This is a genomic window from Paracoccus indicus (assembly GCF_003056335.1).
Taxonomy (GTDB): domain Bacteria; phylum Pseudomonadota; class Alphaproteobacteria; order Rhodobacterales; family Rhodobacteraceae; genus Paracoccus; species Paracoccus indicus.
Window position 1 is genome coordinate 113,570 of record NZ_PYWA01000006.1, and the last position, 17,556, is coordinate 131,125.

Sequence of the window (17,556 nt, forward strand, 5' to 3'; positions counted from 1 at the left end):
CCTCCTTCAGTGGAAATGCGGCAGCACGTCGTGGGCCAACTGGTCCAGCGTCTGGTTGATCGGCGCGCGGTTGAAGCGCAGGTTCAGGGCAACGTGGTTGACGCCCATCGCCCGCAGCTGCTTCAGATGGGCCGTCAGCCAGCGATGCCCTGCGCGAAAGCCCAGATGGATGGGTTGCGGCCCTTCGTCGGGGTCTGCGGCAAGGTCGATGTAGAGCGGCTGCAGCACGGGTTTAGGGGGCTGTCCAAGGTCGTCCAGACGCGCCCGCCAGTCGGACAGCACCTGATGCTGCATCTGCATGGGGCGCGGATAGGTCATCCAGCCGTCGCCATGCTGCGCGATCCAGTCGGGCGACTGCCTGCTGGAGCCGGTGATCAGCAGGGGCAGCCTGCCGCCCCGCGGCTTGGGCAACATCTCGATCGTGCCATCGGTGCGCCCGAAGCGGTTGTCGATGCGCGGGGCGGTGCTGCCCATCGCGCGGATATAGTCGATGGCCGCGCGAAAGGCCTCGCCCCGATCGTCGAAATCGGCGTTCATGGCCGGGTATTCGTCGGGCCGGTCGCCCGATGCGACGCCCAGGATCACGCGCCCGCCGGACAGCTGGTCCACGCTGGCCGCGGCCTTGGCCACATGGGCCGGATGGCGCAGCGGCAGGACGACCGAGGACACCCCAAGCGCGATCCGCGATGTCTGCGCGGCCAGATAGCCCAGATAGACGAAGGGGTCGTAAAGCTGCCCCGCATCCCCGAAGCCCGGAACGTCGAAGGGAACGTCCCGCAACCAGGCGGCCCGAAAGCCAAGCGCCTCGGCCAGTTGCACGCGGGCCGGATGGTCCGACATGTCCGGCACCCTGCTGTCGGGATAGGCGGCGATCGGCACCACCAGACCAAGGCTGAGACGTCCGGCACGAAATGTCTGGTCATAGCCGCGATTGATCCGGGCAAAGCCGTCGATATTGTCACGCATGGGCGCCGCTCCTTGGTCGGTGGTGGCGATCAGGCAAGGTCGTCCTTGCCCTCGATCAGCCAGTGGAAGCTTTCCGAACCGGCCTGACGCGCCTTCAGATGCGGCACATATTCCCGATCGGCGATGAAAGCCTTGGCCGCTTCCTCCGAGGGCCATTCGATCAGCACGCGCAATCCCGCCGTGCGCCCCTGACCTTCGATCTGTTCGTGGCGCGCGTTGCGGGCCAGGAACCTGCCGCCATGGCGGGCCAATGCCGTCTTGGCTGCCGAGAGATAGCCGGGGATCCAGTCTTCGCTGGTCGGGGTCACTTCAAGCACGGAATAATAGGTCACGATCGCTTCCTTTCGATGGTTCGGGCGATGTCAGGCAGACAGACCCGGCAGGACCTGCTTGCCGATGACACGGCCGCTTTCCTGCCGTTCATGGGCCTCGGTCAGGCTCTGCACGGTCAGTTCGTCGGCGCGTTCGGTGACGGTGGACACCAGCGACCCTGCATCCAACATCCGGGACACGCGGTTCAGCAGGTCGCGCTGCGCTTCCATGTCGGTTCCGAACATCGAACGGGTGAACATGAACTCCCACGAGATGCTCAGCGCCTTGGGTTTGGCGGAGGTGATGTCCAGCGCCTGCGGATCGTCGATCAGCGCGATATGGCCGCGCGGGGCGATCAGCTCGACGATGGCGGGCCAATGCTGGTCGGTGGCCGTCAGACCCGCGACATAGGTGGGCGACAGCCCCAGGTCGCGCAGCTGCGCCACCATGTCGCCGCGGTGGTCGATGACGTGATCGGCCCCCATGCGACGCACCCAATCCTGCGTTTCCGGGCGCGAGGCCGTGGCGATCACGGTCAGCCCCGTCAACCGCTTGGCCAGCTGGATCAGGATCGAGCCGACACCCCCCGCACCGCCGATGACCAGCAGGCTTTGCCCCTGCCCGCCGCCCTCGGTCAGGCGGAAGCTGTCGAACAGCATTTCCCACGCGGTGATCGAGGTCAGCGGCATGCCGGCGGCCTCGGGGAACCCGAGGCTTGCGGGCTTGCGACCGACGATGCGTTCGTCAACTGCGTGAAATTCCGCGTTGGTGCCCGCGCGGGTCACGTCGCCGGCATAGAAGACTTCGTCCCCGACGGCATGGCCCGTCACCTCGGCGCCGATGGCCACCACCACGCCTGCTGCGTCAAAGCCCAGGATGTCGAAACCCGCAGGGCCGCGTGCCGCCCGCAGCTTGACGTCGACCGGATTGACCGAGATGCCCTTGACCGCGACGATCAGGTCGCGCGGGCCGGGTTCGGGGCGCGCGACCTGCTGCATGGTCAGGACGTCTGCGGGGCCGGTGTTGTGATAGCCAATGGCTTTCATGATGGTGATCCTTACTGTCTTTTGTCCCCCAACAGATACAGCTTTGTTTTTTTATAAAAACGGTGCATATCCGACTTCAGTTTTCCGTTTTGCGAGATAATGGAATGGATACCGAGATCCTGCGCCTGTTCGTTGCCGCGGCCGAACGGCTGAACATCTCGGCTGCGGGACGCAGCCTGGGGCTGGCCCCGGCCATTGCCAGCGCGCGACTTGCCAAGCTGGAACACGAGCTGGGCGCCGAGCTGTTGCACCGCACCACGCGCAAGGTGTCCCTGTCGCAAGAGGGCGCGGCCTTCCTGCCCTATGCGCGCGACATCCTTGCCCAATCCGAAGCCGCACGCGCCGCGCTTGGGCTGGACGCCGACAAGCCGTCGGGCATCCTGCGCTTTGCCGCACCCAGCAGCTTTGCCCAGCTGCACATCATGCCGCTGCTGCCGGAATTCCATGCCCTCTATCCCGACATCGTTCTGGATCTGCGCCTGTCCGACACCCGCTTCGACCTGATCGAGGGCAGCTTCGATCTGGCCCTGCGCAGCGCACCCTTGCAGGACAGCAGCCTGCGTGGTCGCAAGCTGGGCGACGACATGCGCATCCTTTGTGCCGCGCCCGATTACCTTGCACGGCGCGGCACGCCCGCCACCCCCGAGGATCTGCAGGGCCACGACCTTCTGTCATGGACCAGCACCGCCCCCCGCGACCTGATATCGGATGGCAAACGCTTCACGCTGGACCCGAAAACGATGCACTGCCGCACGATCATCGACGACGGCGCATCGCAGCGCATCGCCACGGTCGCGGGCGGCGGCATCTCGATCAATTCGGTCTGGAGCGTCGCGCATGACCTTCGTGCGGGCCGCCTCGTGCAGATCCTGCCACGGTGGGAGTTGGCGGGCGCATCGGTCCTGTGGCTGATCTATCCGCGGTCGAACGTGCTGACGCCGAAGGTCCGATGCTTCATGGATTTCATCCTGGGGGCCCGATTGCCCGACCGCTGGCTGCTTTGCCCCGATGGAAAGGCGTGACGGGGCCGGCGACGCTCAGCGACGGGTCAGCGAAGCCAGCGCCACCCCCAGGACCGACATCAGCGCCAAGGCCGCGACCGGGGTCAGCACGGCCAGCGGCGCGCGTTCCACATAGGGCAGCGCATCGGCAAGGATCAGCCCCCATTCCGGCGCGGGCGGACGGGCGCCCAACCCCAGGAACCCAAGCGCCGCCAGCGCCAGCGCGTTGCCGGGCAGGCGCAGCATCGCGTGCCGCAGCACCGGTCCGAAGACCGCGGGAAGGATCGACCGCGGGACGATGCGCAGCGGCCCGACGCCCAGGATCGGGGCAATGCGGACATGGGGCTGCGCGCGGGCCTCGGTCACCAGCGCGGCGGTATGGGCCGCAAGGGGCGCCCATGCGACGGCGGTGACCGCGATCAGGGCGCCCGTCGCGCTTGGCCCCATGGCCGCCACCACGATCAGCGCGGCGATGGTGGGGGGCGTGGCCTTCGTCACCTCGATCAGGCCGATGGCGATCCGGGGCATCAGCCCCATCGCCAGCCCGATAACCAGCGACAGGAACGTCGCGATCGCCGCCATCCCGATGGTCGACATCGCCCCATGCGCCACGCGCGCCAGCACGTCCCGCCCCACCGCATCGGCCCCAAGCGGCAGCGCCAGGTCCGGCGGCTGCAGCCTGACGAACTGCGAGGCATAGGGATCGCGCGGCAGTCCCGCCGCGATCAGCACGATCAGCACGACGACCACCGACACGGGGATCAACCAAAGACGACGATCCGCGGGCATGGGCGCGATCTGCGGCACGGGCAGCGCGCCCATGTGCAGCGCCCGGCCCAGCAGGGCGACACGGACAAGGTTCGCAAGCACCCCGATCAGCAAGGCGTTCAGCAGCAGAATCAGGATGCCCGCCTGCAACGCCGGCAGATCCTGCGCCGAGGCTGCCCCCAGCACCGCGCGACCAAGCCCGGGGATCGAGAACACCTGCTCGACCGCGATCGCGCCCCCGGTCATTGCGACCATGATCATCCCGACCTGCGGCATCAGGGCGGGCAGGCTGCGGCGCAGGACGGCGCGGGCGATCTGGCCACGGGTGAAGCCCGCGACCGCCCAGCTGGCGATCCAGCGTTCGTGAAACGTCGCCGCCACCGCGTTCGACAGAAGTCGTCCAAGAAGACCGCCCCCCGGCAATCCAAGCGCCAGGGCGGGCAGCACCATATGCGACCAGCTGCTCCAGCCATAGGGAGGGAACCACCCCAGCCAGACCGAGAAGACGACGAGGAACAGCGCCGACAGCATGAACTCGGGCATCGCGGTCAGCCCGGCGGCGACCGCCCCCGAGGACCGCGTGTCCCGCCCGCCAAGCCCGCGCCGCAGCGTGGGCCAGCACAGCAGGGACGCCGTCGCCAATGCCACCCCGAAGGCCGCCGCCATCAGCGCCAGCGACACGCCAAGCGCCTGCATCATCCCCGGCAGGACCGGCCCGCCCGAGATCCAGGACATGCCCCAATCGCCCCGCAGCACGCCCGCGAACCAGTCCAGCATGTGCTGCACCGGCCCCGAGGCCAGTCCCAGCCTGTCGCGGATCGCGTCCAGCGCCTCGGGGGTGGCGTTCTGTTCGCCCATCCGCGCGCGCAGAATGCTGACGGCCGGGTCGCGCCCCGAGATCCAGGGCAGCATCCCGACCAGCATCATGACGGCAATCAGCGTCACCCCGCGCGACAGCGCGGGGGTCAGTCGGTTCAGGGTCCGGGTCATTCCGTCAGCGTCGTATGCTCGGTCACGATCCGGCGTTCGCGCGGGTCGCGCTCGGCGCCCGCGACGCCGGGCTGTTCGCCCTGCATGACGCGTTCGTGCAGCATGGGGATGGCGGCGTCGGTGGCCAGGATCGCGGCCTCGGCCTCGATGATGGCGCGGCGGCGGTCATCGCCCGGAACGGTCGTGGCGGCCTTTTCCAGCGCGGCATCGACGCCCGGATCGCAAAGCTGCGCGATGTTGAACGAGCCGTCGCATGAAAAATCGCTGACCATGTAGGACACCGGATCGCCCGAATCCAGCATCGTGGCACGTGACAGGATGAAGATGTCGAAGGCCCCGGCCAGCGCGTCGGCCTCGATGAAGGAATATTCGCGCACGTCCTGCGTGACCGTGAACCCCGCCTGCGTCAGCTGCTGGGCGACCATGATGGCGACCTCGGGCAGTTCGGCGCGGTCGGTGAAGGTGCCGATGGTGATGGGCGTGCCGTTCGGCGCCGCAGCTTCGGCGTGATCGACCGGCTGTCGCATCCCGTCCGCCCAGGGCAGCGCAGGTCCCAGCAGTCCGCGCGCCTGATCCGCGCGACCTTCATAGACGGTGCGGACGATGGCGGCGCGGTCCACGGCCTCGCGCACGGCGGCGCGCAGCGCAGGGTCGGCCAGCGGCCCCTTGCGGGTGTTGACGTAAAGCGTGTTGGTGCGCGGCATCGGCACCTCGTGGATCAGCGCGGGGTCGATCAGGGCCGCTTGGCTGACCGGGACCGCCTCGACGATGTCGGCGCTGCCGGTGCGCAGGGCCGCGCCGCGCGCGGTGCCGTCGCCGACATAATCCGCATCGATGCCCGCCAGCTTGGCGCGTTCGCCCCAATAACCGTCAAAGCGGTCCAGATGCGCGCTGCTAACACCGTTGATCTGCGTCAGCACGAAGGGGCCGGTCCCCGCGCGGGTCGGAACGACGGTGCCATCCTCGCGGTAGGCCGCCTTGGCCAGGATCGCCAGCTGCGGGCTGGACAGGCGGTTCGGCACCAGCGGATCGTTCGCCTTTGTCCGCACGATCACCGCGTCGCCATCCACCTCGACCGTCATCTCGACCCCGTCGAGGATGCGCGGCTTCGGCACGGCCTGCGTCGCCGCGATCAGCGATGCCGCCACCCGTTCGGGCGTCAGGTCGGTGCCGTCGTGGAACTTGACCCCCTGGCGGATGACAAACCGCCAGCTGTTGTCGTCCAGCCGGTCCCATTCGGTGGCAAGAAATGGCTGCGGTTCGCCGTCGGCATTCAGGCGCACCAGCGTTTCGGCGGTCGACCAGCGCGACAGCTTGAATGCGTCGTCGGTCAGCGGGTTCAGCCCGGACCGCGGCGGTTGCAGCATCGCAAGGCCGATGCGCGGATCCTCGGCTTGTGCGGCGCTGGTAAGCGTCAGGCCGACAAGTGCGGCGGCAATCAGTGTCGTCTTCATGGGGGTCCTTTCCTCAGGCCACCGCCCTGATCGGCGGGGCGGCATTCAGCAATTCACGGGTCATGGGATGATGTGGGTCGCGCATCAGGTCGGCGATGGGGCGGTCTTCGACAAGGTGGCCCCGGTCCATGACCATCGCCCGGTCGCACAGCCCCGCCACGACCGAGATGTCGTGCGAGACCATCAGGATGCCGGTGCCGTGCAGGTCCGACAGATGCCGCAGCACATCGACCACCTGCGCCCGGATCGTCATGTCCAGACCGCTGACGGGTTCGTCCATCAGCAGCAGTCCGGGCCGGCAGGCGATGGCACGGGCAATCGCCACACGCTGCGCCTGTCCGCCCGACAGTTCGTCGGGGCGGCGGCCGAGGAAGCGATGGTCCAGCCCCACGCCGTCCAAGGCTTCCATGGCACGGCGGGCGTGGTCGCCCTCGACCCGCAGCCGCGCCAGAGGTTCGGCGACGATCCGCGCCACGGTCATGCGCGGTTCAAGCGAGGCGACCGGGTCCTGCGGGACGTATTGCACCGCGCGGCGATACCAGCGCAGGGACAAGGCCGATCCCGCGATCACGGGACGATCCTGACAGCGGATCGCGCCGCTCTGCCCGGCTTCCAGCGCCAGAAGGCAGCGCAGCAGGCTGGATTTCCCCGACCCCGATGCGCCGATCAACCCGACCCTTTCGCCCGCCGCCAGATCGAAGCCCAGATCGTGCAGCGCCCGCAGCGGTGCCGCGCGGCGCAGGAACCGGCGTGGGGCCGGATAGGACAGGCAAAGCCCGCGAACCGACAGGAAGCTCATGCAAAAAGCCTTTCGCAGGCGATGCCGCATTCGGCAGCCGATGCGATCAGCCGCTGCGTATGCGCGTGCCGGGGGGCCGAGACGATGCGGGGCATCGGGGCATCCTCGACCACGCGGCCCCCCTGGATCACCAGCGCGCGGTCGCACAGATGCGCCGCCGCGTGCAGATCATGGGTGATGAACAAAAGCCCCGGCCCCCCCGGGCGCGACGTCACATCGCGCAGCAGTCGCAGGATCTGCGCCTGCGTGACCACGTCCAACGCCGAGGTCGCCTCATCCGCGATGATGACGGGCGCGTCGCAGGCCAGGGCAAGCGCGATGCAGACGCGCTGCCGCTGACCGCCCGAAAGCTGGGGCGATGTCCGCATCAGCACCTGTTCGGGTTCGAACAGGCCCACCCTGTCCAGCAGATCGCAGGCGGCGGTTCTGGCGCCAAGGCGGGTGGCCCCTGCACGACGCAGCGGTTGTTCAAGCTGGTAGCCGATCGTGGCAATCGGGTTCAGCGCTGCCAGGCTGTCCTGCATCACCATCGCGGGACGCGCATGCGCAGGGCGGCGCAGGGCCGGCAGATGGGTGACATCGACGCCGCCGACCTCGATCAGTCCGGTGACCTGGGCATGTGGCGGCAAGATACCCAGTGCCGCGCGGGCCGTCATCGACTTGCCGGACCCGGATTCGCCCAGCAGCGCCACCCGCGCCCCCTGCTGCAAGCTGATATTGACACCCTCCAGGATCCGGCTGCCCCCCAGGGACACGGAAAGATCACGGATGGAAAGAACGGCGGTCAGGGTCACGGTATCTCGCTCGGCATCGGAGGCGTGCGTGATATGATAACGTATCTTTCGGGTCAATGGGCGTTGCGGAATGGGGTCGGGATACCAAGGGCCATTCCCGGTGCGCTGCCGATGGCCGTCATGACGGCGGTCAACGCGACTCGGGGGGTGGCATCTGACGACCGGTGCCGGACAGGCGCAAACGTCTGAAATAGGACGCAAAATACGCTGTCCGGCGGCGTTGTCCATCCAAGGTTCGCCTCAAATCTGTGCGGCGCTGTCATTGGCTGATTAATTTTTACGCTTCCACCAAGATTCACGCTCCATGAAATTAAAAGCCAAAATTTCATTTGGCATTCGTGAAAAATCTGCCGCATATTTCACGAAGACGCCCGATGAACCGCCTGCAAGCGGGGAACGGACGCGCAGACACCTTGCTGGAGTGGGAATGATAGGCAGCGACATCAGAGCTTTGCGCACAGCGCGAAACCTGACTCTGAAGGAGTTGGCCGAGGCGCTTGATCGTTCGATCGGTTGGATCAGCCAGGTCGAACGCGACCTGTCCGAACCGACGATGAAGGATCTGCGCGCGATGGCCCGCATCTTCGAGGTGCCGCTGTCGATGTTCTTCGGCGCGACCGACGGCCCCGAGGAAGAGCGTGGCCACGTGGTCCGTTCCGGTGCCCGCCGCGAGATCGGGGAACGTGACGAAGGGCTGGTCGAGTCCCTCGTCTCGCCCGATCTGACCGACGACTTCGAGGTGATCCACTCGACCTTCCTGCCGGGCAGCGCGCTGGACGCACCCAAGCAGCGTGCAACCACCGAAGTCGCCTACCTCGTTTCCGGGCGGCTCGACATCTTCATCGGCGAACAGCGGTTCACCATCGAGGCGGGCGACAGCTTCCGCATCAAGGGCGCCGAATACCGCTGGTCCAATCCCTACGACGACCCCGCCTGCGCGATCTGGGTCATTTCACCCCCTGTCTATTGAGGTTTCATCATGGCTCTTCCCTCGACTGCTCGCGTGGTCATCATCGGCGGCGGTGTCGTCGGCACCTCGGCGCTCTATCATCTTGCCAAGGCGGGCTGGACCGACTGCGTCCTTCTGGAAAAGAACGAGCTGACGGCGGGTTCGACCTGGCACGCGGCGGGCAACTGCCCGAACTTCGCCGCCAACTACGGCGTCATGAACATGCAGCGCTATGGTCTGGCGATGTATCGCGACCTTGCCGACGAGGTCGACTATCCCATCAACTATCACATCACCGGCGCGGTTCGCCTGGCGCATACGCATGAACGGATGATGGAATTCGAACGCGTCCGCGACATGGCCGCCCAGATGGGCCTGACCATGGACATGTGCACGCCCGACGAACTGCAGGGCCACATGCCCTTCATGGAAACCCACGATCTGGAAGGCGGTCTGTGGGATCCTCTGGACGGCGACATCGATCCCAGCCAGGTGACGCAGGCGCTGGCCAAGGGTGCGCGCGCACTTGGTGCCACCATCGCCCGCTTCACCCCCGCGACCGGCGTCAGCCGCGAGAACGGCGAATGGGTCGTGCATACCGAAAAGGGCAACATCCGTTGCGAATACGTGGTGAACGCCGCCGGATATTATGCCGCCCGCGTCGGCGAATGGTTCCTGCCGCATGGTGGTCGCGACGTCCCGCTGACGGTCATGAGCCACCAGTATTTCCTGACCGAGGCGATCCCCGAGATCAAGGCATGGTCCGAGAAGAACGGCCGCAAGGTGCCGATGCTGCGCGACGTCGACAGCTCGTACTACCTGCGGCAGGACACCTATTCGCTGAACCTTGGCCCGTACGAGCGCAACTGCAAGGTTGGCTGGGCATCGGGCAAGGAAATGCCCGAGGACTTCAGCTTCCAGCTGTATCCCGATGATCTGGACCGTCTGGAATGGTACATCATGGACGCGATGGAACGCGTGCCGCTGCTGGGCAGCCAAGGCGTCCAGCGCAACATCAACGGCCCCATCCCCTATGCCCCCGACGGCCTGCCCATGATCGGCCCGATGCCCGGCGTGCCCAATGCCTTCGAGGCCCACAGCTTCACCTTCGGCATCGCGCAGGGTGGCGGTGCAGGCAAGGTGCTGTCGGAATGGATCATGCACGGCTATACCGAATGGGACATGTGGTCCGTCGATCCGCGCCGCTTCACCGACCATGCCGATGCGGATTTCACCACCGCCAAGGTGATCGAGACCTATGGTCACGAATACGCCATGCATTTCCCCCATCACGAATGGCCCGCGGGTCGCGACAAGAAGCAGTCGCCCAACCACGATCGCCTGCTGGCCGACGGCGCGCAGATGGGTGCCTACAACGGGTGGGAACGGGCGAACTGGTTCGCCAAGGACGGCGACGACACCTCCGAGGATGCGACCCATACCTGGGATCGCAACGGTCCATGGCAGGCCCGCGTCCGTGAAGAGGTGCTGGCGGTCCGCGACGGTGCGGGGGTCATCGACCTTGCAGGTTTCTCGCGCTTCGGCGTGTCGGGTGAAGGTGCCGCCGAGGCGCTGCGCGGTCTGATTACGGGCGCCCTGCCCAAGGTCGGCCGAATGAACCTGGTCTATGTCTCGGACGCCCGCGGTCATGTGCTGACGGAAATGTCCTGCATCCGCCATGGCGAGGACGACTTCACCCTGATGACCGCGGCCGTGGCGCTGTGGCACGACGGCGAGATCCTGAAGGCCGCCATGCCCGACACCGTGACGGTCACCGACAAGACCCGCGACGTGGTCGGCATGCTGGTCACCGGGCCCAAGGCGCGCGACGTGCTGTCGGGCATCAGCGATGCGGACCTGACCCTCGGGTGGCTGACCCATCAGCAGGCCACCGTGGCAGGCAAACCCGCGATGCTGGCACGCGTGTCCTTCGCCGGGGAACTGGGATGGGAGGTGCATTGCGCGCCCCAGGATGCCGCCGCGGTCTATGCCGCCATCCGCGATGCGGGCGCCACGCCCTTCGGCATGTTCGCGCTGAACGCCATGCGGATCGAAAAGGGCTATCTGACCTGGAAGGGCGATCTGTCCGCCGATTACACCCTGTTCGAGACCGGTCTGGGTCGCTTCGTCAAGCTGGACAAGCCGCAGGACTTCCCCGGCAAGGCCGCGCTGCGCGATGCCCAGCAGCCCCCCGCCAAACGGCTGGTGTCGCTGACGGTCGAGACCGGCCAGCAGGACGCGCCCTACATGGCCAGCGTCATGGATGGCGACACCCTGGTCGGCGTGGTGCTGTCGTCGGCCTATGGCCACCGGGTCGAGGCGGCCATCGCGCTGGCGATGCTGGATGCCTCGGTCCCGGCGGGCGCGACCGTCGAGGTGGTCGTCTATGGCCAGCGGCTGAGCGCGACCGTCAACGAAAGCCCCTGCCTGTGGGATGCGGACAACGCCCGCATCCGCGCCTGACCCCGGATCTGAAAGGACGCCCCCATGGCTCTCCCCCCTGAACGCGCCCGCGTCGTGATCGTCGGCGGCGGTGTGATCGGCTGCTCTGTCGCCTATCACCTGACACAACTTGGCTGGACTGATGTCGTGCTGCTGGAACGCAAGCAGCTGACCTCGGGGACGACCTGGCATGCGGCGGGGCTGATCGCCCAGCTGCGCGCCACCAAGAACATGACCAAGCTGGCGAAATACTCGCAGGAACTCTATGGCAAGCTGGAGGAGGAGACCGGTGTCGCCACCGGCTTCCGCCGCAACGGCTCGATCACGGTCGCGCTGTCCGAGGAACGGCGCGAGGAGATCCTGCGCCAGGCCTCGATGGCCCGCGCCTTCGGTGTCGAGGTCGAGGAGATCAGCCCGACCGAACTGAAGTCCCGCTATCCGCATGTCAACATCGACGACGTCAAGGCCGCCGTCTATCTGGACAAGGACGGACAGGGCGACCCGGCCAACATCGCGCTGGCGCTGGCCAAGGGCGCGAAGATGCGCGGCGCGCAGATCATCGAGCGCACCAAGGTCACGGGCTTCGGCCGCGACGGCCGCCGCATCAACAGCGTGTCCTGGCAGGCCGAGACCGGCGAAAGCGGCACCATCGAATGCGACATGGTCGTGAACTGCGCGGGCATGTGGGGCCATGAGGTCGGCCGCCAGATGGGCGTCAACGTGCCCCTGCACGCCTGCGAGCATTTCTACATCGTCACCGACACCATCCCCGGCCTGACCCAGCTGCCCACCCTGCGCGTCCCCGAGGAATGCGCCTATTACAAGGAGGATGCCGGCAAGCTGCTGCTGGGTGCCTTCGAGCCCGTGGCCAAGCCCTGGGGCATGAAGGGCATCTCGGAGGATTTCGAGTTCGACCAGCTGCCCGAGGATTTCGACCACTTCGAACCGATCCTGGAACAGGCGGTCAACCGCATGCCGCTACTGGCCGAAGCCGGCATCCATACCTTCTTCAACGGCCCCGAAAGCTTCACCCCCGACGACGCCTATCACCTTGGCCTTGCACCGGGGATGGACAATGTCTGGGTCGCCGCGGGCTTCAACTCGATCGGCATCCAGTCGGCGGGGGGCGCGGGTTCGGCGCTGGCATCCTGGATGGACACCGGCGAAAAGCCCTTCGATCTGGGCGATGTGGACATTGCGCGGATGCAGCCGTTCCAAGGCAACAAGACCTATCTGTTCGAACGGTCCAAGGAAACGCTCGGCCTGCTTTATGCCGATCACTTCCCCTATCGGCAAAAGGCGACCGCCCGCGGCATCCGCCGTTCGGCCCTGCACGAGGCGCTGCTGCGTGAAGGTGCGGTCATGGGCGAGCTGGCCGGATGGGAACGCGCCAACTGGTTCGCGGACGAAGGCCAGACGCCGGAATACGAATACAGCTGGAAGCGCCAGAACTGGTTCGACAATGCCGCCCGCGAACATAGTGCCATCCGCGAGAACGTCGGCCTCTACGACATGTCCTCCTTCGGCAAGATCCGCGTCGAAGGCCCCGATGCCGAAGCCTTCCTGAACCGCGTCGCCGCATCCGACCTGTCGGTGCCCGTGGGCAAGATCGTCTACAGCCAGCTTCTGAACGCCTCGGGCGGGATCGAGGCGGATGTTACCATCACCCGCCTTTCGGAAACCGCCTATCTGGTCGTCACCCCCGCCGCGACGCGGCTGGCCGATCAGGAATGGCTGCGCCGCCACACGGGCGACTTCCGCGTCACCCTGTTCGACGCGACGGCCTCGGAAGCGGTGATCTGCGTCATGGGTCCGCGGTCGCGCGATCTGCTGAACCGCGTGTCGCCCAACGACTTCTCGAACGAGGCCAACCCCTTCGGCACCGCGCAGGAGATCGAGATCGGCATGGGCCTGGCCCGTGCGCATCGCGTCACCTATGTCGGTGAACTGGGGTGGGAGCTTTACGTCAGCACCGACATGGCCGCCCATGTCTTCGAGGTGCTGCGCGAGGCGGGCCGCGATCTGGACGCCAAGCTGTGCGGGCTGCACATGATGGACAGCTGCCGCATCGAGAAGGGCTTCCGCCACTTCGGGCACGACATCTCGTCCGAGGACCACATCCTGGAAGCGGGCCTGGGCTTCGCGATCAAGAAGACCGGCGTGGACTTCATCGGCCGCGATGCGGTGCAGCGCAAGCGCGACACGGGACTGCAGAACCGGCTGGTCCAGTTCAAGCTGACCGATCCCGAACCGATGCTGTATCATGCCGAACCCATCGTTCGCGACAGTGCCATCGTGGGCTATCTGTCGTCGGGCGCCTATGGCCACCATCTGGGCGCAGCGATGGGCATGGGCTATGTCCCCTGCCCCGGCCAGTCGGTCCAGGACGTTCTCGGCTCGACCTACGAGATCGAGGTCGCGGGACGCCGCATCCGCGCCGAGGCCTCGCTCAAGCCCTTCTACGACCCGAAATCGGAACGCGTGAAGGTCTGACCTTCACGCCCCACAACCCCTCAACAGGAGCACGCAAGAGATGAAAATCCTCGTCCCCGTCAAGCGCGTGATCGATTACAACGTCAAGGTCCGGGTCAAATCGGATGGCAGCGGTGTCGATCTGGCCAACGTCAAGATGTCGATGAACCCCTTCGACGAAATCTCGGTCGAACAGGCGATCCGCCTGAAGGAGGCCGGGATCGCCACCGAGGTGGTCGTCGTCTCGGTCGGCGAGAAGAAGGCCCAGGAGATCCTGCGCACCGCCCTGGCCATGGGCGCGGATCGCGCCATTCTGGTCGAGGCCGACACCGGCGACGACATCGAGCCGCTGACCGTCGCCAAGATCCTGGCCAAGGTCGTCGCCGACGAGGCCCCGGAACTGGTGATCGCGGGCAAGCAGGCCATCGACAACGACATGAACGCCACCGGCCAGATGCTGGCCGCGCTGCTGGGCTGGGGTCAGGCGACCTTCGCATCCCAGGTCGATGTCGCCGACGGCAAGGCATCGGTCACGCGCGAGGTCGACGGCGGCCTGCAGACGGTGTCCGTCAAGCTGCCCGCGGTGATCACCACCGACCTGCGCCTGAACGAGCCGCGCTATGCTTCGCTGCCCAACATCATGAAGGCGAAGAAGAAACCGCTCGAGGAAAAGACCGCCGCGGATTACGGCGTCGATCTTTCGCCGCGCCTCAAGGTGCTGGCGACCGAGGAACCGGCAGGCCGCGCGGCGGGGATCGTCGTCGGTTCGGTCGATGAACTGATGGGCAAACTCAAGGAACAGGGGCTGGTGTGATGGCTGTACTTCTTTTGGCAGAGATGGCGGGCGGCGCGCTGGCGCTGGATGCGACCGCCAAGGCCGTCACGGCGGCGGCGAAGCTGGGCGATGTGACCGCGCTGGTTTGCGGCCCGAAATCAGCGGCCGAGATCGCCGCGACCATCGAGGGCGTCTCCAAGGTCCTGGTCTGCGAGGATGCGGCCGTGGCCCACGGGCTGGCCGAAAACGTGACCCGGCTGATCCTGGACCAGGCGCAGGGCTTCACCCATATCGTCGCACCGGCGGGCAATTCCGGTCGCAACATCCTGCCGCGCGTGGCGGCCCTGCTTGATGCGATGGTGATGACCGACGTGACCGAGGTGATCGCCCCCGACACCTTCAAGCGGCCCATCTATGCGGGCAACGCCATCCAGACCGTCCAGTCGCTGGACCCGGTCAAGGTCCTGTCGATCCGCACCACCGGCTTCGACGCCGCCGGCACCGGCGCGGCAGCACCCGTCGAAACGGTCGCGCTCTCTGCTGTGTCTGACCTCAGCGCCCATGTCGAGGACAAGGTCGTCTCCTCGGACCGCCCCGAGCTGACCTCGGCCAAGGTGGTGGTCTCGGGCGGTCGCGGCATCGGCTCCGAGGAGAACTTCGCCCTCGTCTCGTCGCTTGCCGACAAGCTGGGCGCAGCGGTCGGCGCATCGCGCGCGGCGGTGGATTCGGGCTTTGCCTCGAACGATCTGCAGGTCGGCCAGACCGGCAAGGTCGTGGCGCCCGATCTTTATATCGCGGTCGGCATCTCGGGGGCGATCCAGCATCTTGCGGGCATGAAGGACAGCAAGGTCATCGTCGCCATCAACAAGGACGTGGACGCGCCGATCTTCCAGGTCGCGGACTATGGCCTGGTCGCCGATCTGTTCGACGCCGTGCCCGCCCTGACCGAGGCGGTCTGATCCATGGGCGCGCAGCTGATAGACGGCAAGGCCTATGCGCAGGCGGTCCGAACCCGCGTCGGTCTGCGCGTCCGCGAACTGGTGGCCGAAACCGGGCAGACCCCCGGTCTGGCCGTGGTGCTGGTCGGGCATGATCCGGCCTCCGAGATCTATGTCAGGTCCAAGGGCAAGCAGGCGGTCGAGGCCGGCATGGCCTCGTTCGAGCACCGCCTGCCTGCCGACACCAGCGCCGAGACCCTGCTGGGCGTGATCGCCCAGCTGAACGAGGACAAGAACGTCCACGGCATCCTGGTGCAGCTGCCGCTGCCCGCGCATCTCGATGCACGCGCCGTCATCAACGCCATCTCTCCGCAGAAGGATGTGGACGGGTTCCACATCTCGAACGTCGGGATGGTGGGCACGGGACAGGATGCCATCGTTCCCTGCACGCCCCTTGGCTGCATGATGATGCTGCGCACCCTGCACGACGATTTCCGCGGCAAGACGGCGCTGGTCATCGGGCATTCCAACGTGGTCGGCAAGCCGATGGCCCGGCTGCTGCTGAATGCCGACTGCACGGTGATGGTGGCCCACAAGTCATCGACCAACATCCCCGAACTGGCCCGGATGGCCGACATCATCGTGGCCGCCGCGGGCGTTCCGGGCCTGGTCAAGGCCGATTGGATCAAGCCCGACGCCACCGTCATCGACGTGGGCATCAACCGCATCCCCGCCCCCGATCTGGGCCCCGACAAGACCCGCATCACGGGCGACGTCGACTTCGACAACGCGCGCAGCGTCGCGGGTGCCATCACCCCCGTGCCGGGCGGGGTCGGGCCGATGACCATCGCCTGCCTGCTGGCCAATACGCTCTCTGCCTTCTGCCACCTGCTCGGACTGCCCGAGAGGCCGATTTCTCTTGAACACCAGGAACCGACATGACCAAGTTCTGCCTGACCGTCACCTGCCCGTCGCGGCGCGGGATCGTTGCCGCGATCTCGACCTTCCTTGCCGATCACGCCTGCAACATCACCGACAGCGCCCAGTTCGATGACCAGGAAACCGGCCAGTTCTTCATGCGCATCAGCTTCATCCCCGAAGAGGGTGCGGCGCTGGAAACGCTGCAGGGCGGTTTCGCCGCGATCGCCGAAGACATGCAGATGACCTATGCCTTCCACGACGAGGCCGAGAAGATGAAGGTCGTCATCATGGTGTCGCGCTTCGGTCACTGCCTGAACGACCTGCTGTATCGCGTGAAGATCGGCGCGCTGCCGGTCGAGGTCGTGGCGGTCATCTCGAACCACATGGACTACCAGAAGGTCGTGGTGAACGCGGACATCCCGTTCCACTGCATCAAGGTCACCAAGGACAACAAGCCCAAGGCCGAGGCCGCGATCATGAAGGTGGTCGAGGATACCGGCGCCGAGCTGATCGTCCTGGCGCGCTACATGCAGATCCTCAGCGACGAGATGTGCCAGAAGATGTCGGGGCGGATCATCAACATCCACCATTCCTTCCTGCCCAGCTTCAAGGGCGCGAACCCCTACAAGCAGGCCTATGAACGGGGCGTCAAGCTGATCGGGGCAACCAGCCACTATGTCACCGCCGACCTGGACGAAGGCCCGATCATCGAACAGGACACGGTGCGCATCACCCATGCCCAGAGCGCCGCGGACTATGTCTCGCTTGGTCGCGACGTCGAGGCGCAGGTCCTGGCCCGCGCCATCCACGCCCACGCCCATCACCGCGCCTTCCTGAACGGCAACAAGACGGTGGTCTTTCCGGCCTCGCCCGACAGCTTCTCGTCCGAACGGATGGGCTGACACGCGCCCGCAATACTGGACCTACAA

Annotated in this window: 15 protein-coding genes; 8 read left to right on the top strand and 7 right to left on the bottom strand. The window is 66.5% G+C overall.

Annotated features, from left to right (window positions below; all coding sequences use genetic code 11):
* Positions 1–6 precede the first annotated feature (6 nt).
* Genes DDE75_RS11340 through DDE75_RS11350 form a run of 3 tightly spaced genes read right to left on the bottom strand, consistent with a single transcriptional unit; the run spans position 7 to position 2,324 of the window.
* Positions 7–966 carry an LLM class oxidoreductase gene (locus tag DDE75_RS11340; RefSeq protein WP_108502500.1) on the bottom strand — a complete coding sequence of 320 codons (960 nt, stop codon included), beginning with the start codon at positions 964–966 and terminating at the stop codon, positions 7–9.
* Between the two features lie 29 nt (positions 967–995).
* On the bottom strand, positions 996–1,298 hold the full coding sequence (locus DDE75_RS11345) for a DUF1330 domain-containing protein (protein WP_170310950.1): 303 nt from the start codon (positions 1,296–1,298) through the stop codon (positions 996–998).
* 30 nt (positions 1,299–1,328) lie between these two features.
* Complete coding sequence (locus DDE75_RS11350) at positions 1,329–2,324, bottom strand: zinc-binding alcohol dehydrogenase family protein (protein ID WP_108502502.1); 996 nt, start codon at positions 2,322–2,324, stop codon at positions 1,329–1,331.
* Between the two features lie 104 nt (positions 2,325–2,428).
* Here DDE75_RS11350 and DDE75_RS11355 point away from each other — a divergent pair, with 104 nt between their 5' ends.
* The gene (locus DDE75_RS11355) at positions 2,429–3,346 is read left to right on the top strand and encodes a LysR family transcriptional regulator (protein ID WP_108502503.1); all 918 of its coding nucleotides are present in this window, start codon (positions 2,429–2,431) and stop codon (positions 3,344–3,346) included.
* A gap of 15 nt (positions 3,347–3,361) precedes the next feature.
* Here the strand turns inward: DDE75_RS11355 and DDE75_RS11360 are convergent, their stop codons facing one another.
* From DDE75_RS11360 to DDE75_RS11375, 4 genes are read right to left on the bottom strand one after another with little or no spacing between them, the layout of a single operon-like run.
* Positions 3,362–5,083 (bottom strand): ABC transporter permease subunit, encoded by a 1,722-nt coding sequence (locus DDE75_RS11360; protein ID WP_108502504.1) that lies wholly within the window; start codon positions 5,081–5,083, stop codon positions 3,362–3,364.
* The gene (locus DDE75_RS11365; protein ID WP_108502505.1) at positions 5,080–6,537 is read right to left on the bottom strand and encodes an ABC transporter substrate-binding protein; all 1,458 of its coding nucleotides are present in this window, start codon (positions 6,535–6,537) and stop codon (positions 5,080–5,082) included. Before DDE75_RS11365 ends, DDE75_RS11360 begins: the two co-directional genes overlap by 4 nt.
* A 13-nt stretch (positions 6,538–6,550) precedes the next feature.
* On the bottom strand, positions 6,551–7,336 hold the full coding sequence (locus DDE75_RS11370) for an ABC transporter ATP-binding protein (RefSeq protein WP_211659336.1): 786 nt from the start codon (positions 7,334–7,336) through the stop codon (positions 6,551–6,553).
* On the bottom strand, positions 7,333–8,130 hold the full coding sequence (locus DDE75_RS11375; RefSeq protein ID WP_162799006.1) for an ATP-binding cassette domain-containing protein: 798 nt from the start codon (positions 8,128–8,130) through the stop codon (positions 7,333–7,335). Before DDE75_RS11375 ends, DDE75_RS11370 begins: the two co-directional genes overlap by 4 nt.
* A 427-nt stretch (positions 8,131–8,557) precedes the next feature.
* Between DDE75_RS11375 and DDE75_RS11380 the strand changes: the two genes are divergently transcribed.
* Genes DDE75_RS11380 through purU form a run of 7 tightly spaced genes read left to right on the top strand, consistent with a single transcriptional unit; the run spans position 8,558 to position 17,529 of the window.
* Entirely contained in the window at positions 8,558–9,100 is a 543-nt protein-coding gene (locus DDE75_RS11380) for a helix-turn-helix domain-containing protein (protein ID WP_108502508.1), read from the top strand.
* 6 nt (positions 9,101–9,106) lie between these two features.
* Complete coding sequence (locus DDE75_RS11385; protein ID WP_108502509.1) at positions 9,107–11,542, top strand: GcvT family protein; 2,436 nt, start codon at positions 9,107–9,109, stop codon at positions 11,540–11,542.
* Positions 11,543–11,566: 24 nt separating this feature from the next.
* Entirely contained in the window at positions 11,567–14,014 is a 2,448-nt protein-coding gene (locus DDE75_RS11390) for a GcvT family protein (protein WP_108502510.1), read from the top strand.
* A 40-nt stretch (positions 14,015–14,054) separates the two neighbouring features.
* The gene (locus DDE75_RS11395; protein ID WP_108502511.1) at positions 14,055–14,807 is read left to right on the top strand and encodes an electron transfer flavoprotein subunit beta/FixA family protein; all 753 of its coding nucleotides are present in this window, start codon (positions 14,055–14,057) and stop codon (positions 14,805–14,807) included.
* On the top strand, positions 14,807–15,727 hold the full coding sequence (locus DDE75_RS11400; protein WP_108502512.1) for an electron transfer flavoprotein subunit alpha/FixB family protein: 921 nt from the start codon (positions 14,807–14,809) through the stop codon (positions 15,725–15,727). The genes DDE75_RS11395 and DDE75_RS11400 overlap by 1 nt, the downstream gene beginning before the upstream one ends.
* A gap of 3 nt (positions 15,728–15,730) precedes the next feature.
* Positions 15,731–16,648 (top strand): bifunctional methylenetetrahydrofolate dehydrogenase/methenyltetrahydrofolate cyclohydrolase FolD, encoded by a 918-nt coding sequence (gene folD, locus DDE75_RS11405; protein ID WP_108502513.1) that lies wholly within the window; start codon positions 15,731–15,733, stop codon positions 16,646–16,648.
* A complete protein-coding gene (gene purU / locus DDE75_RS11410) occupies positions 16,645–17,529 on the top strand; it encodes a formyltetrahydrofolate deformylase (protein ID WP_108502514.1) in 885 nt (294 codons plus the stop codon). Before folD ends, purU begins: the two co-directional genes overlap by 4 nt.
* The last annotated feature ends 27 nt before the right edge of the window (positions 17,530–17,556 follow it).